Annotated in this window: 9 protein-coding genes and 1 tRNA gene; all 10 read left to right on the top strand. The window is 60.8% G+C overall.

Translation table 11 applies throughout. The annotated features are described in order from the left end of the window. The first annotated feature begins 252 nt into the window (after positions 1–252). The 10 genes from RY831_RS21775 (at position 253) to RY831_RS21730 (ending at position 14,909) form a co-directional block, all read left to right on the top strand. Positions 253–2,667 (top strand): putative bifunctional diguanylate cyclase/phosphodiesterase, encoded by a 2,415-nt coding sequence (locus RY831_RS21775; protein WP_326508483.1) that lies wholly within the window; start codon positions 253–255, stop codon positions 2,665–2,667. A gap of 134 nt (positions 2,668–2,801) precedes the next feature. Next, positions 2,802–2,878, top strand: a tRNA-Arg gene (locus tag RY831_RS21770). Between the two features lie 402 nt (positions 2,879–3,280). Next, complete coding sequence (locus RY831_RS21765) at positions 3,281–3,886, top strand: methylamine utilization protein (RefSeq protein WP_326508482.1); 606 nt, start codon at positions 3,281–3,283, stop codon at positions 3,884–3,886. A gap of 9 nt (positions 3,887–3,895) precedes the next feature. After that, entirely contained in the window at positions 3,896–6,286 is a 2,391-nt protein-coding gene (locus RY831_RS21760; protein WP_326508481.1) for a bifunctional diguanylate cyclase/phosphodiesterase, read from the top strand. A 91-nt stretch (positions 6,287–6,377) separates the two neighbouring features. After that, positions 6,378–7,841, top strand: coding sequence for a PAS domain-containing sensor histidine kinase (locus RY831_RS21755; RefSeq protein ID WP_326508480.1), 1,464 nt, complete (start codon positions 6,378–6,380; stop codon positions 7,839–7,841). A gap of 9 nt (positions 7,842–7,850) precedes the next feature. Then, positions 7,851–8,501, top strand: coding sequence for a response regulator (locus RY831_RS21750; RefSeq protein ID WP_326508479.1), 651 nt, complete (start codon positions 7,851–7,853; stop codon positions 8,499–8,501). A gap of 164 nt (positions 8,502–8,665) precedes the next feature. Continuing rightward, positions 8,666–10,474: a diguanylate cyclase gene (locus RY831_RS21745; RefSeq protein ID WP_326508478.1), complete on the top strand. Its 1,809-nt coding sequence runs from the start codon at positions 8,666–8,668 to the stop codon at positions 10,472–10,474. A 195-nt stretch (positions 10,475–10,669) separates the two neighbouring features. Continuing rightward, positions 10,670–12,139 carry a pyridoxal phosphate-dependent decarboxylase family protein gene (locus RY831_RS21740; RefSeq protein WP_326508477.1) on the top strand — a complete coding sequence of 490 codons (1,470 nt, stop codon included), beginning with the start codon at positions 10,670–10,672 and terminating at the stop codon, positions 12,137–12,139. Between the two features lie 14 nt (positions 12,140–12,153). Beyond that, complete coding sequence (locus RY831_RS21735) at positions 12,154–13,395, top strand: ATP-grasp domain-containing protein (protein ID WP_326508476.1); 1,242 nt, start codon at positions 12,154–12,156, stop codon at positions 13,393–13,395. A gap of 389 nt (positions 13,396–13,784) precedes the next feature. After that, positions 13,785–14,909 carry a hypothetical protein gene (locus tag RY831_RS21730; RefSeq protein ID WP_326508475.1) on the top strand — a complete coding sequence of 375 codons (1,125 nt, stop codon included), beginning with the start codon at positions 13,785–13,787 and terminating at the stop codon, positions 14,907–14,909. Positions 14,910–14,967: the final 58 nt, after the last annotated feature.

The raw sequence follows: 14,967 nt of genomic DNA, 5'->3' as shown, positions 1-14,967 counted from the left end.
AGCCCCGGCTTTTTCCTAACCGGCAAGCGGGAATTTCTTTCTATCGGGAAAAATCGGGGCGCTTTTTCCCGGTCCCGGGAATACTTTCGAAAACGACCGGAAGGATTTGTTTCAATCCGGACGCATGGATGCTGGCGTAGAGGCGCGCAATGCAAAACCGATCAGGAATGGCATGTTACTTGCTAAAAGGAAATGTCAGTGCCGTTCATCAGTTCCGTTCATCCTTTTAGCCCAACCATCAAAGAAGGCACGATGCGCAGGATTACATCCCATCTGCTGCTCGCCATGTTCCTCGTGGGCGCGGCTTCCGGTTTTTTTGTCAGCGTCACCGGCTGGTGGGGGCTTCAGAAGGCAAGCCATCATCTGACGCGCCTGCAGGCGGATATTGCAACTCTTCCAACGGCCTCCGCGGACATCGATACCATCGCCACCAACGCCGCCACAACGGTTGCCGCCGCGATGGCGGACAATGGCTTAGCACTTCGACTGCTGCTGTCCATGTCATTGCTGGCAACAGTCTTCTTTTGCGTGATTGCGGCATTGACCTATCGGCAATCGTCAGCGAAGCAGCGGCAGGCGGTGGAACTGGAAAAACGGCACAGACTGTTCCGCATCCTGTTCGAAGGCACCAATGAAGGCGTCATCCTCATGACCGCCGACCGCCTTGTCGATTGCAACCAGGCCGCCCTCAAGTTGTTCGGCGCTGCCAGCGTGGAGGAGTTGCGCTGCCTGGTTCCCGGTTCGTCCAATTCGGCGATCGATACCGATACCGAAACCGATGGCCATGGCGCGCGATGCTGTGCCGGCTTGCGGCCTCGCATCATGGCCGCCGCCGCGGCACCCGGCATCCATGCGTTCGAATGGACGCTCCAGGCGCCGGATGCCATGCCCGTTTTCATCGAGATGACAGTGCAATCCGCCCTCGTCGGCGACGAAACGGTCATCCAGCTGAACCTGCGCGACATCACATCCCGCAAGCATGCGGAAGCCTCGATGCGGCTGGCCAACCAGGTTTTCGACAATTCGCTGGAAGGCATCGCCATCACCGATGCGCAGGGCGATATCGTCAAGGTTAACAAGGCGTTTTCCGCCATCACCGGCTACGAGGCGCAAGAAGTCATCGGCCACAACCCTCGACTGCTGAATTCCGGCCGCCACCCGGCCTCGTTCTACAAGGAGATGTGGCGCATGGTGAACGAAACCGGCAAATGGCAGGGTGAAGTCTGGAATCGCCGCAAGAACGGCGAGGTCTTCCCCGAATGGCTGAACATCAGCAGAATCGCCGATGAGCATGGGCAGCTGGCCAACTACGTCGGCGTCTTCAGCGACATATCGGAAGTCAAGCTGGCGGAAGAGCGGCTGCTGCGCCAGACATACTACGACACGCTGACAGATCTGCCCAACCGCACCCTCTTCACGCAGCGCCTGCAGCAAGAGGTAACGGCGCGTCGGGCGGACCCGGCTTCCGGCGGCGTCGGACTGCTGCTGCTGGACCTTGACAGGTTCAAGGTTATCAACGAAAGCATAGGCCATGAGCATGGCGACAACCTGTTGCGCCAGGTAGCGCACAGGCTGCGGCGCACGCTGCGTGAAGCCGACACCATTGCGCGCATCGGCGGCGATGAATTCGCACTGCTGATCCCCGATCTGCGGGATGCGGAGCATGCGGCCCCGCTCGCGCGCAAGCTGATCGAAGCATTGCGCGAGCCCTTCATCGTCAATGCACACCAGCTGCACGTCAGCGGCAGCATCGGCATCACGCTCCATCCGGCCGACGCCGCCGACGCCGAGACCTTGCTGAAAAATGTCGATGTCGCCCTGTACCATGCCAAGGCGCTGGGAGGCGGGCGCTTCGAATTCTTCACCCATGACCGGCATGGCATGGCGCTTGGGCGCCTTCACATGGAAATCGGCTTGCGGGTTGCGATGGAGCGCAACGAACTCAAACTGGTCTACCAGCCGCAACGCCATATCTTCAGCGGCGAGATGGCCGGCGTCGAGGCACTGGTGCGCTGGCATGAACCGAGGCTGGGCATGGTGTCGCCGGGAGACTTCATTCCCCTCGCCGAAGAGTCCGGCCTGATCGTCCTCATCGGCGAATGGATCCTGCGGCAAGCCTGCGCGCAGGCACAGCAATGGCTTGCCGCAGGCTTTCCTACGCGCGTGGCGGTCAATGTCTCGCCTCGCCAATTCCATGACGGCGACTTGGCGAATCTTGTGGCCGCCGTTCTCCAGGAATGCCGCCTGCCTGCGCATCTGCTTGAACTAGAACTAACCGAAAGCATCCTGATGCAGAACATCGAGCAGACGCTGGCAATCCTCGACCGCTTGCATGCAATGGGAGTCAAGATCGCGATCGATGATTTCGGTACCGGCTACTCCTCGCTCTCGTATTTGAAGCGCCTGCCGATCGATGTGCTCAAGATCGACCAGTCCTTCGTCCGGGACATCGCCGACGACCCGGACGACCGGGCGATCGTTTCAGCGATCATTGGCCTTGCTCACAGCCTGCAGATGGATGTCATCGCCGAAGGCGTCGAAACGGAAGCGCAGCTGGCGTTTCTGCGGGAGCGCCAATGCGGCATCATGCAAGGATATCTGTTCAGCCGTCCCGTCGGTGGTGATGAAGTCTTGCGATTGCTGAGGACGCAATGCCTGGCTGCATGACCCGCGAGCAGCTGCCAAGCAGGGCCGGCATGATTGCCATGGCATCGCAGGCAAGATTGATGGAGATGCAATCACCTATGCCTTTGCAAAAAGCTTCCAAAATTTGTTGAATGGGTGCTATACTCTTGTTCTTCGCGGCTGTAGCTCAGCTGGATAGAGTACTTGGCTACGAACCAAGGGGTCGTGGGTTCGATTCCTGCCAGCCGCACCAGTGTTACCGAGGGGGCCAAACCGAAAGGTTTGGCCCCCTTTCCGTTTCAAGGCCTAGGAGCCAAGTCAAGCCCAGCCGCTTCAGATAACCGCGATGATCCCTGCTTTCATTTGCAATTTGCAATACCCGCTGCTTTCCTCTCGTCTTTTCTCGATCTCGATCCTGATGTGCCTGCAAGCCGGCATGACTAGCATGGCAAGTTTGCCGCGTTTTGTTCACACGATGAAATGCAACGATTGCTTTTGAAAAAGCTTGTGCTAAAGTCGGCGAACCAAATTGCAATAAAGCATTTCCGTAGCGCCCCGATATATAAATGATTCCATTTCCTCTCCCACCTAAGACATGGTCTTCCGCCTTTGCAGCGGAACGTCCAGGCTTCCGGTTTTCGATTAGGGAGCCAAGGTGAAGCACATCCGCCCTCTTGTCTTCATTGCCCTGCACGCATGCGCGCTTGCTTCCCATGCGGCGGCACTGACGGTGCAGGTGTCCGATGCCAATGGCCAAGCCTTGCAGGATGCGGTGGTGTATGCGGAACCGGCTTCGGGGCAGGCTCTCACGAAACAGCAGAAAATTGTCGAGATCGAGCAGAAAGGACGCAAGTTCATTCCCGAAGTCACGGTCATACAGGCAGGAACCAGCATCGCGTTCCCCAACAATGACACGGTCCGGCATCACGTCTATTCGTTTTCTCCGGCCAAGGTCTTCGACCTGAAACTGTACACCGGCCAGCCTGAAAATCCGGTGAGTTTCGACAAGGCGGGCACGGTAGTCATCGGCTGCAACATCCACGACCAGATGATCGCCTACATCCATGTCGTTCCGACTCCCCACTTCGCCAAGACTGACGCGACAGGCAAGGCGAGAATCGAGGGTCTGGCGGCAGGCAGATACCAGCTCAAGGCATGGCACTTCGGCTTGCCCGCCCCTGTCCGGATTCCCGAACAGGCACTGGCGATGTCAGCCGGCGACAGCACGGCATCGTTCAAGCTAGACACGAAAGCCAGATAGGAATGCGTCATGCGCTTGCGCAGTCTTGAAAGCCGTATCGTTATTCTTTTCCTCGTCCTGATCCTTGCGGTGCAACTGGCAGGGTTCTTCGCCATCCAGACCGGGATCCAGGAAAACGCGCGCGCCGCAATCCGGGCCGAACTCATGATTGGCGAACGCGTGTTCAAGCGCCTGGTCGACCAGTACGCGCATAACCTGACGCAAGGTGCGCGCCTGCTTGCCTCCGACTACGGCTTCAAGCAGGCGATCGGCAGCAATGACCGCGAGACCATCGAATCGGCGCTCGCCAATCATGGGGAGCGAATCGAAGCTTCGCACACCATGCTGATCGGACTGGATCGCACGATCAAGGCGACCACCACGGCCACCAATGCCGCCAGCCTCGAACTCTCGATCCTGCGCCTGATCGACCGCGCCGAATCCAACGGCAGCGCCACCGGAACGGGCGTTATGGAAAATCATCCGTATCAGATTGTCGTGGTGCCCGTCAAAGCGCCCGTGACGATAGGCTGGGTTGCGATGGCATTCGCGATCGAGAAGCGGATCGCCGCCGACATGCGCGACCTCTCGTCCCTGCAAGTGTCCATCCTCACCAAGACGACGGAAGGCCAATGGATACCGGAGGCCTCGACCATGTCCGACCTCGAAGCCGCCAGCCTCGCAAGCCAGCTGCGCGGCATTCCCGATGACAAATCCTTTCTTCCGCAGTTGACGATCGGCGACAGCGATTTCAGCGCGCGCGTCCTGCACCTGGCGCAAGACTCCGGCCAGCAAGTCATTGTCGTGCTGCAGCGCTCGATCAGCGAGGCGGTCGCGCCCTATCGCCGCCTGCAGATCAGCCTGCTCGTGCTGACCGTGATCGGCATCATGGTTGCGGTCACCGGCAGCGTGTTCGTCGCCAGGCGCATCACCGGCCCGCTGCGCAAGCTGGGCGAAACGGCGAGGAGACTCGGCAAGGGCGACTATCACGGACCGATCGAGATGCGCCGCGACGACGAAATCGGCGAACTGTCCAAGGCGTTCGCCAGCATGCGCGACGGCATCGCCAACCGTGAACTCGAAATCCGGCGCCTGGCTTACTGGGATACCCTGACCGACCTGCCGAACCGCGCGCAATTCATCAACCTGCTCAATGACGCCATCGCCGAGGCGCGTCAGAAACAGGCGTCCTGCCATGTGCTCATGATGGACCTGGACCGCTTCAAGCATGTCAATGATGTCATGGGCCACAGCTTCGGCGACGCTCTGCTGCGCCGCATGGCCGAACGTCTCCAGGCTCAGCTGCAGAGCCCGACGCATAGGATCGCCCGCCTGGGCGGCGACGAATTCGCCCTGCTGCTGCCTCAGGCCGGCGAAGACGAGGCCAGGCATGTCGCCGCCCGCATCCTCAAATCGCTGGAAATTCCGATCTCGCTCGATGACCAGACTGTCGATCTCGGCGCCGGCATCGGCATCGCAGGTTTCCCGGAGCACGGCACCGACGCCGAATTGCTGCTGAGCCGCGCCGAAGTCGCGATGTATGCCGCCAAGACGAGCGGCAATGAAGCGGTGGTCTATGCGCCGGCCATCGACAAGAGCAGCCAGGAAAGCCTGTCCCTGCTGACCGAGTTGCGGCGCGCCGCCGAGGAAAACCAGTTCCGGCTGTATGTGCAGCCGAAAGTCAGGCTCGGCACCGGACAGGTGATCGGCGTGGAAGCCCTCGTGCGCTGGGTGCATCCGGAACGGGGCATGGTGTTTCCGGACCAGTTCATTCCCTTTGCCGAAAAAACCGGTTTCATCCGCATCCTGACCCAGTGGATGCTGGAACGTTCAGCCGCACTGTGCAGCGAACTGGCGGCTGGCGGCATCCGGCTACGCATCTCTGCCAACCTGTCGACGCGCGACCTGCTCGATCAGGATCTGCCGATGAAGTTCATGGCCATCCTCGACCGGCACTCCCTGCATCCGTCTTCGTTCTGCCTTGAAATCACGGAAAGCGCGATCATGGATGACCCGGTGCGCGCGCAGCAGACGCTGGAGCGCCTGCATGCCATCGGCGTCGACCTGTCGATCGACGATTTCGGCACCGGCTATTCATCGCTTGCCTACCTGAAGCGCCTGCCGGTGCATGAATTGAAGATCGACAAATCCTTCGTGCTCAAGATGGAAAGCGATGTCGACGACACCAAGATCGTCCGGTCCACCATCGATCTCGGCCACAACATGGGATTGAAAGTCGTTGCGGAAGGCATCGAAACCGTCGCGGCATGGGAATTGCTAGAGAAAATGGGCTGCGACGAGGGTCAAGGCTATTTCATCAGCAGGCCCATGCCGGCCGATCAGCTACGCGCGTGGCTGCACGCCTGGCAGCCGCCGCATTTCCTGGCCGAACAGGCCAGCCTGCAGGCCGGCGCCGAATGAGATATCCGCCCTGCTCCCGCAAGCCGTGGCGAAGCATCGGCTGCGACCGGCAGGACAACATACAAAAAATGCAAAAGGAAGACAATTCGACATGATGCTGCAGGCGGAATGGCTGCCCATTGTGATGCAGGGCTCGTTCAGCGAAATCTACGTTGCGGATTGCCGCACGCTGCGGCTGCTGCATGTGAATCGGGCCGCTTGCGAAAACCTGGGCTACACCGCCTCCGATCTGGAAGGCCTGCATCTGTTCGATATCGCGCGCGCGCTGTCTCTCGACGCCTTCGACCGACTCGTGCTGCCGCTGCATGCGGGGCGCGCGCCTCATGTCGATCTTGAAACGATCCATACCCGCAAGAACGCTTCGAGCTATCCGGTGGAATTGCGGTTCTTCCATTGCGCATCGGGCGTGGAGCCGGCGTACATCGCCATCGGCAATGACCTCAGCGCCCGGCTGGCGTCGGCGGATGCCCTCAGCGCCAGCGAAACGAGATTCCATGCCATCGCGTCCAACACACCCGGACTAGTTTACCAATTCCAGCTGCGGCGCGACGGCAGCATCGCCTTTCCCTATCTCAGCGAAGGCTGCCATGCCTTGCTGGGCATCAGCGCGGACAAGCTGCGCGCCGACTCCGCGCTGTTCCTGCAACTGATCCTGCCAGAAGACCGGCCGTCCTACCTGGAATCGATGCAGCAGTCGGCCAGCGACATGAAGGCATGGAACTGGGAAGGCCGCATCTGGGTCGAGCAATGGCATGACATCAAGTGGATCAACCTGCGGTCCACGCCGCGCACGCTTTCAGACGACGGCGACCACGGCGACCGCGGCGTCCAGTGGGAAGGCATCATGACCAACATCACCGCCGGCAAACTCGAACAGGAAGAAATAAGGCGGTCGCGAGCGCAGCTCGCGGAACTCTCCGCGCATGTGGAAACGGTCAAGGAAAAGGAGCGCACCCGCATCGCGCGCGAAATCCACGACGACATCGGCGGCAATCTCACCGCCATCAAGATGGCGGTGGCCCGCATCCGCAACAGCCTTCCGGCCGACGAAACGAACCTGGCCGAGAAAACCGACTATGTCGACTCACTGGTGGACCGCACCATTGAAGCCATTCACCGGGTCTCCGCCGACCTGCGTCCGGGCATTCTCGATTTCGGGATTGTCGCCGCGATCGAGTGGCAGGCCCGGGAATTCGAAAAGAACGCCGGCATACCCTGCGCCTTCTGGTCGAGCAAGAAAGACATCAGCCTGCACTCGGACCAGGCGACCGCGCTGTTCAGGATTTTTCAGGAAGCGCTCACCAATATCGCCAAGCACGCAGGCGCCACCCGGGTCACCGTCAGGCTGCTGCTCACCAACCGTAGCGTAAAGCTGCTCATCGCCGACAATGGGAGGGGCATAGCCGAAGCCGACCGCATGAAACCGAAATCATTCGGCATACGTGGCATGATGGAACGCGCGAGCGCACTCGGCGGTCAATTGACCGTATCGAATGCCGCAAACGGCGGAACCGAACTCGCGTTGCGCATCCCGCTTGCGCAGGAACAGGAATAATCCAGCATCATGACCGTGCAAAACCCGATCCGAATCATCATCGCCGACGATCATGCAATCGTGCGCGAAGGCCTGAAGCAGATCCTTGCCGACAGCGCCGACATGGTCGTCTCCGGGGATGCCGAGAACGGCGCGGACGCCGTCAAGCTGGCACGCCAGGGCGATGCCGACGTGCTTCTGCTCGATATCTCGATGCCCGACCGCAGCGGCATCGATGTGCTCAAGCAAATCAAGAAGGAAGTGCCGCGGCTGGCGGTGCTCATGCTTTCCATGCACCGCGAGGACCAGTACGCGATCCGCTCCCTCAAGGCCGGCGCCGCCGGTTACCTGAACAAGCAGAGCGCGCCGGCGGAACTGGTCGACGCGATTCGCCAGGTGGCCAGCGGCCGCAAATACATCAGTGCCGCGCTTGCGCAGGAATTGGCCAACCAGGTCGGCGACGAGAACCGGGCGGTGCCGCCCCACGAAACCCTGTCGGACCGCGAATACCAGACAATGATCATGATCGCTTCCGGCAAGACCGTCAGCGACATCGCCGGCGAGCTTTCGCTATCGGTCAAGACCATCAGCATGTACCGCTCCCGCCTCTTGCAAAAAATGAAACTGCGCCACAACGCAGAACTCACGCATTACGCGATCAAGAACCAGCTGGTCGAATGAAACGCCGGGTGGCCAGGTGAATTGCCGGACTGCGCACGCTGCAGGCGCGTTGCCGAATTTGCAAAGTGCGTTTTTTTTAATCCGGCGAGATCACCAACCGGCTTTCTCGGGCGATACTATGGCTCCCTGCCGCAATCATTTCTACGCCCGCGACGACAGCCGCCATGCAAGACAAAGACAAGAAACCGGAAACGCAAAGCCCTGCCGACATCGCGCGCGAAACGTTTCGCCGTCTTGCGATGCGGCGCGTAGCGCCGACTCCGGACGCCTATCGCGACGTCTATGAAGAAATCACCGGCGCCCGGTCCGAATCCGGACCCGAAAAGATACTTGCCGAATTCGCAAGCAGTCTGGCGAACCTGAGATCCGACGCAGGCGACTTGGCTGTCCACTTCAACCGCGCACTGCAGAAGCGCGACTGGGAAGACTACGGCAATAACCTGTCGAAGCTGGTGGAACTTCATCTTGTTCCCGGCGCCCTGGAACCGGCGACAAAGGCTTCCACCGATCTCGCGACGCCCGACAAAGCCGTGGCACCGACTGTCTCCGCTCCGGCAGGCATCCCTCCAAGGAGCGCGGGCATTTCCCTGGTCGACGAAGCACCGCCAAAGGTGAGCCCCATCCGCGGCATTTCGCTGGTTGACGAGATTGAGGCCACGCCGCCGGCCGGCCTGAAAAGCGCCGGGATTCCACTGGTCGATGCAACACCCAAGGTTTCCGGGGCATCTTCAGCCGTCCCTGTTCCCGTTCCTGTGCCTGCTCCCGAATCGAAGCAGCTGCAACTGCTGCGCGACCTGCTGGTGCGCACCCTCACGCTGGCGCTGGGCTCGCTGCTGCGCAATGCCCCGGATCTCGTCGAAGAATCGGAGATGCTGGCGTCATCCACCCGGAATGCGAATACTGAACCCGCACTCAACAATATCAGCGCCCGTCTCAAGCAGCTCTGCTTCAAGATCGAACTTCGAGCCGACGATCTCGCCGAAGAACATGAACTGCTGCTGCGCCTCTTCCAACTGCTGCTGGAAAACGTCGGCGAACTGCTGGAAGACGACTCCTGGCTGAGCGGCCAGGTCGCCAATGTGCAAGACCTGCTGGCCGGCCCGCTCAGCCGCAGCGCGCTGCTCGAAGCCACGCGCAGCCTGAAGGAAGTGATCTACAAGCAGGGCGTGCTCAAGCATAGCCTCAAGGAAGCCAAGGTCACGGTGAAGAACATGATGATCACCTTCATCGACCGTCTCGGCGCGGTGGCCGCCACCACCGGTGATTTCCATGAAAGGATGGGCGGCTATACCCAAAAGATAAGCCAGGCGAAGAACATCATCGAACTCAATGCCATTCTGGATGACGTGATGCGCGACACCAAGCAGGCCCAGGCCGAGGCGCTGCGCTCGCGCGATGAAATGATGGCGGTGCGTCAGGAAGTGCAGGAGGCCGAGAATCGCATCCACGAACTGGAATCCAAGCTGCAGGAAATGAGCGAGCTGGTGCGCGAAGACCAGCTCACCGGCAGCCTCAACCGGCGCGGGCTCGATGATGCCTACGAACGCGAGGTGGCGCGCGCCACGCGCCGCAAGACGCCGCTGTGCGTCGCCCTGCTCGACCTCGACGACTTCAAGCGCCTCAACGACACCTACGGCCATACCGCCGGCGATGGGGCGCTGATCCATCTGGTACGCGTGATCAAGGATACGCTGCGCACCATGGATGTCATCGCGCGCTTCGGCGGCGAGGAATTCCTGATCGTGCTGCCCGAGACGCCGCTCGACGAAGCAGTGCAGACCGTCACACGCATCCAGCGCGAACTGACCAAGCAGATATTCATGCACGACAACCAGAAACTGCTGATCACCTTCAGCGCCGGCGTGGCGCTGCGGCGGGATGATGAAGCGCAGACCGATCTGATCAAGCGGGCAGACGAAGCGTTGTATGAAGCCAAGCGGGCCGGGAAGAACCGGGTCGTGGCGGCGTCCTGATTTTTGCATTGTCCATTGTTCTTGTGTTTCGCATGTTGAGCGGAACGGATTGCAAAGTGACATGGAACGCAAGGCAGCAATGCCGAAATCCGGCGCGGCCATCGGTTTATTTGTAAAAAAACCGCGAAATCCCCCCTATTCCCATTTTGCAATTCCCAGCGAACGCTGATAATGCACCGCATGCTGGAGAATTGAATGCAAAACCAATCTGAACACACGCTAGACCCGGACAACTGGGACGACATGCGGGCCCAGGGGCACCGCATGCTGGATGATATTTTCGACCATATGCAGCGCCTGAACGACGGCCCGGTATGGCAGCCGGCTCCCGCCGAAGTCAGGCAGGTTTTCAAGGAAGCGCTGCCGAAGACGCAAACCGGTCTGGACCAGGTTCATCGATCCTTCCTGCGCAACATCCTTCCCTATGCGATAGGCAATGCGCATCCCGGCTTCATGGGTTGGGTCCAGGGCGGCGGGACGCCGGTCGGCATGCTGGCCGAGATGCTGGCAGCCGGCATCAATGCCAACGTCGGCGGGCGCGACCAGATTCCGGTCGAAGTCGAGCGCCAGGTCGTGCGCTGGGTGCGCGAACTTTTCAGTTTCCCGGATACCGCGAGCGGCATCTTCGTCACCGGCACATCGCTGGCCAACCTGATCGGCGTGCTCGTTGCCAGGACCTCCGCGCTCGGCACCGACGCACGCAAGACCGGACTGCGGGTGAACGGCACCAGGCTGGTGGCCTACGCATCAAAAGCCGCGCATGGTTGCGTGACGCAAGCCATGGACCTGTCCGGCCTCGGCATCGACGCCCTGCGCAGCATTCCCTTCACCCGCCACGGCGAAATCGATCTCGACATCCTGCAAAGCACCATCGAGCATGACCGCGAAAACGGCTATACGCCGTTTCTTATCGTAGGCAATGCGGGTACGGTCGACACCGGCGCGGTGGACAATCTGTCGGCACTTGCCGACGTCGCGCAACGAGAGAAACTCTGGTTCCACGTCGACGGCGCCTACGGCGCGCTCGGCATGCTGGCTCCCGACGTGGCGCCGCGCCTGTCGGGCATCGAGCGGGCCGACTCGATTGCATTCGACTTCCACAAATGGGCGCAGATCCAGTACGACGCCGGCTTCATCCTGGTTCGCGACGGCAGCATGCACTACGACACGTTCGCATCGCCGGCCGCCTACCTGCAGCGCGAAACCCGGGGCATGGCGGCCAATTCTCCCTGGCCCTGCGACTTCGGACCAGACCTGTCGCGAGGCTTCAGGGCGCTCAAGACCTGGTTCGCCATCAAGACCTACGGCGCGGAAAGGCTGGGCAAGGTCATTTCCGGAACCTGCGCGCTGGCCAGATATCTTGGTAACCGCATCCAAGACGATACGCGCCTGGAACTGCTGGCCCCGGTTTCGCTCAGCATCGTCTGCTTCCGCTATCGCGGGCAGGACGGTTCCGCAATCACGGACCCTGCCCGCCTCGATCGCATCAATAACGACATCGTCATCGCGCTGCAGGAATCCGGCATCGCCGCGCCGTCGACTACGATCATTGACGGGCGCCTCGCCATCCGCGTGGCGCTGTTCAACCATCGCACCAACGCCACTCATATCGATGCCATGCTCAATGCGGTGCTCGAATTGGGCGCCGAAGCGGCCCGCTCCTGATACAACAGCCTCACATGAACCACAATACCGCCATGCCTCCGTCCGAAAACCAGGCAACATCGCCCTTCATCGGGCTTGCGCCATTGATGCGCCAAGCTTTCTCCGGTGTCGATCTCAAGCCGTTAGGAACCAGCCTGATCGAGCAGTCGACACGCCGGCCCGACGATGCGCATGCCATGATGGATCTCGCGACGGTGCTCCAGCTCACCGGCAACCGCGACATCGCGATGGCGATGCAAGCGCAGGCGCTGCAGCTGCAGCAGGTCTACCGGATACCCGCATCGACGCCTATACCGGCGATCCGCCTGCTCGCCCTGATGGCGCCAGGGGATCTGATGGCCAACACGCCGCTGGAATTCCTGATCGAGCAATCGGATATCCAGCTCGACATGCTGTATCTCACGCCGGGCATGGAAGGCCTGTCGGAACTGCCCGACCATGACGTGATGTTTGTCGCCATCGGCGAATCCGACGAGAACCGGCCGCTGCTGGAGCAGTTGGCGTCCGTTGCCTCCACCTGGCCGCGGCCGGTCCTGAACAGGCCCGAGCGCATCGCCAACCTGTCGCGCGACCGCGCATGCGCGCTGCTGAAGGACGCCGCCGGCGTCGCCATGCCGCAGTCCCTGCGCGTCTCGCGCGACAAGCTTGAGGCAATAGCAGAGGCGAAAATGCCGTTGCAGCAGCTTCTCGAGGATGCGCAGTTCCCCATCATCGTACGTCCGGTCGGATCGCATGCCGGACACGGGCTGGACAAGATCGAATCGGTGGAACAAGCCGCCCGTTATCTGGAAGCCCATCAGAATGCCGAGTTCTATATTGCGCGCTTTGTCGACTACCGCAGCGCCGACGGCCAGTTTCGCAAGTACCGGATCATTCTCATCGACGGCAAACCCTATGTCAGCCACATGGCGATTTCATCGCACTGGATGATTCATTACCTGAATGCAGGGATGACCGATAGCCAGGAGAAACGCAACGAGGAAGAGCGCTTCATGGCCGGTTTCGACGACGGCTTTGCGGTACGCCATGCGCAGGCTTTTCAGTCCATCAGCGAAAATCTGGGCCTCGATTACGTAGGCCTCGACTGCGGGGAAGCCGTGGACGGCAGGCTGCTGATTTTCGAAGCGGACAGCGACATGATCGTGCATGCGATGGATCCGGTCGACATGTTCCCGTACAAGCAGCCGCAGATGCACAAGCTGTTCGCCGCATTCCGCAGGATGCTTGTCGATGCGGCCGCCGGCGGCGCAGCCTGATCGACAGTCCGATGCGCAGCACAACGGCTGAAGTGCTCGCTGCCGGCGGCGACGAGCGCATCGACATCGTCCCTTCCACAGGACGAAACCGGTATGGCTGTACCCCGCACCCCGATTCGGGCCTGCTTGCCTTCGGATCATCGACGGCGACGCCGGTCTCCGAAGCAGGTTTTCGTGCTGCGGAAATCCTGCACGATCGCTTGCAAACGCATGCAGCCTGCACGCAGCAGCAAAAGCAGCAGCTGTACGCTGAGCACATGCAACGCATACGGCATGAACTCGCGGCACTTTGCGAGTTCACTACCCGCAGCGCCCCCGATATCATTTTTGCGGCATCAGGCACCGACCTTCACTTGATCGCAGCTCAGCTCTCGGCAGGTAGCGACCCAATGCCGCTGCGTATCATCATGGCTGGCGCGAACGAAACCGGAAACGGAGTCCCGATGGCGGCAACCGGCCGTCACTTCTCGAATCGGTCCGCGCTGGGTCGTGCGGTCGAGAAGAACACCCAAATCGGCACGGGCACAAAAATCGAGTTTGCAAGCGTACCGATCCGCAACGGTGACGGCACGCCTCGTCCCGTGCAGGAGATTGATTCGGAAGTGGCAAGCCTGACGCAAGAAGCGATTCGGTCCAGTCGCCGCATCCTGCTGATCGTTGTCGATGTATCAAAAACCGGCATGATTGCGCCGAGCCCGGAATGCGCATTCCACCTCCGCGATACCAATCCCGACAGGATCGGCGTCATGATCGACGCCTGCCAGTTCCGCTTGGCTCCGCCAAGCCTGCACACGTATATCGCCAGGGGAGCGATGGTGGCCCTAACCGGCTCAAAATTCGTCACCGGCCCCAGCTTCTGCGGGGCCTTGCTGGTTCCCAAACCGCTTTCCCTGCGCTATCGCGCCGAGGTGCTTCCGACAGCCTTGTCGGCCTACACGTCCCGCGCCGACTGGCCGAAGCACTGGACCGGCGCAGCCACGCTTGCCAATGCGGCAAACTTCGGCCTCCTGCTGCGCTGGGAAGCGGCGCTCTGCGAACTGAAACGGTTTCGCGCCATTCCACCCGACCAGGTGTACGGCATTGTGGGCCGTCTGGGTGCCGTCATCGAAAAGCAATTGTCCATGCAGCCGGGTTTCCAGCCGCTTCCCGTCCCACGCATCGATCGCGGCTTGCACACCCCAATGCAATGGGACAGCCTGCAGACAATCTACCCGTTCTTCCTCATGCGACGTTCCGCAGATCGGAAGCCGGTACCGCTCGGTCACGCGGAAACCGTATCAATACACCAAACATTGCAGACCCGCCAACCGGGCACCCTCTTACCCGCCCGCTGCCAGCTTGGGCAACCGGTGATCTGCGCCGATATCGATGGCGTCGAGGTCAGCGCCCTCAGGATATGTATTGGCGCACGCCAGGTCGTCGAAGCCGCCTCGCTCGGTGAAGCCGAAGTGGCAAAAAGGGCAATTGCGGCACTGGATCTAACGGCAAAGGCGCTAGAACGTGTTATGAACTAAGACCGAAGGTGTTGAGTGTCTTAGTCAGCATGAGGCAGACGAAGGCTACGAAGTGCAA

This window comes from Noviherbaspirillum album, from assembly GCF_035916955.1.
GTDB lineage: Bacteria > Pseudomonadota > Gammaproteobacteria > Burkholderiales > Burkholderiaceae_D > Noviherbaspirillum > Noviherbaspirillum album.
The sequence above is the reverse complement of the archived record's forward strand: the minus strand, read 5'-3'. Positions and strand labels throughout refer to the sequence as shown.

What these genes read in the sequence shown, in the direction of transcription:
- RY831_RS21745 (WP_326508478.1), top strand. Translation starts at nt 8,666, where the DNA reads ATGCAAGACAAAGACAAGAAACCGGAAACGCAAAGCCCTGCCGACATC.
- RY831_RS21750 (WP_326508479.1), top strand. Translation starts at nt 7,851, where the DNA reads ATGACCGTGCAAAACCCGATCCGAATCATCATCGCCGACGATCATGCA.
- RY831_RS21755 (WP_326508480.1), top strand. Translation starts at nt 6,378, where the DNA reads ATGATGCTGCAGGCGGAATGGCTGCCCATTGTGATGCAGGGCTCGTTC.
- RY831_RS21740 (WP_326508477.1), top strand. Translation starts at nt 10,670, where the DNA reads ATGCAAAACCAATCTGAACACACGCTAGACCCGGACAACTGGGACGAC.
- RY831_RS21760 (WP_326508481.1), top strand. Translation starts at nt 3,896, where the DNA reads ATGCGCTTGCGCAGTCTTGAAAGCCGTATCGTTATTCTTTTCCTCGTC.
- RY831_RS21775 (WP_326508483.1), top strand. Translation starts at nt 253, where the DNA reads ATGCGCAGGATTACATCCCATCTGCTGCTCGCCATGTTCCTCGTGGGC.
- RY831_RS21735 (WP_326508476.1), top strand. Translation starts at nt 12,154, where the DNA reads ATGAACCACAATACCGCCATGCCTCCGTCCGAAAACCAGGCAACATCG.
- RY831_RS21730 (WP_326508475.1), top strand. Translation starts at nt 13,785, where the DNA reads ATGCCGCTGCGTATCATCATGGCTGGCGCGAACGAAACCGGAAACGGA.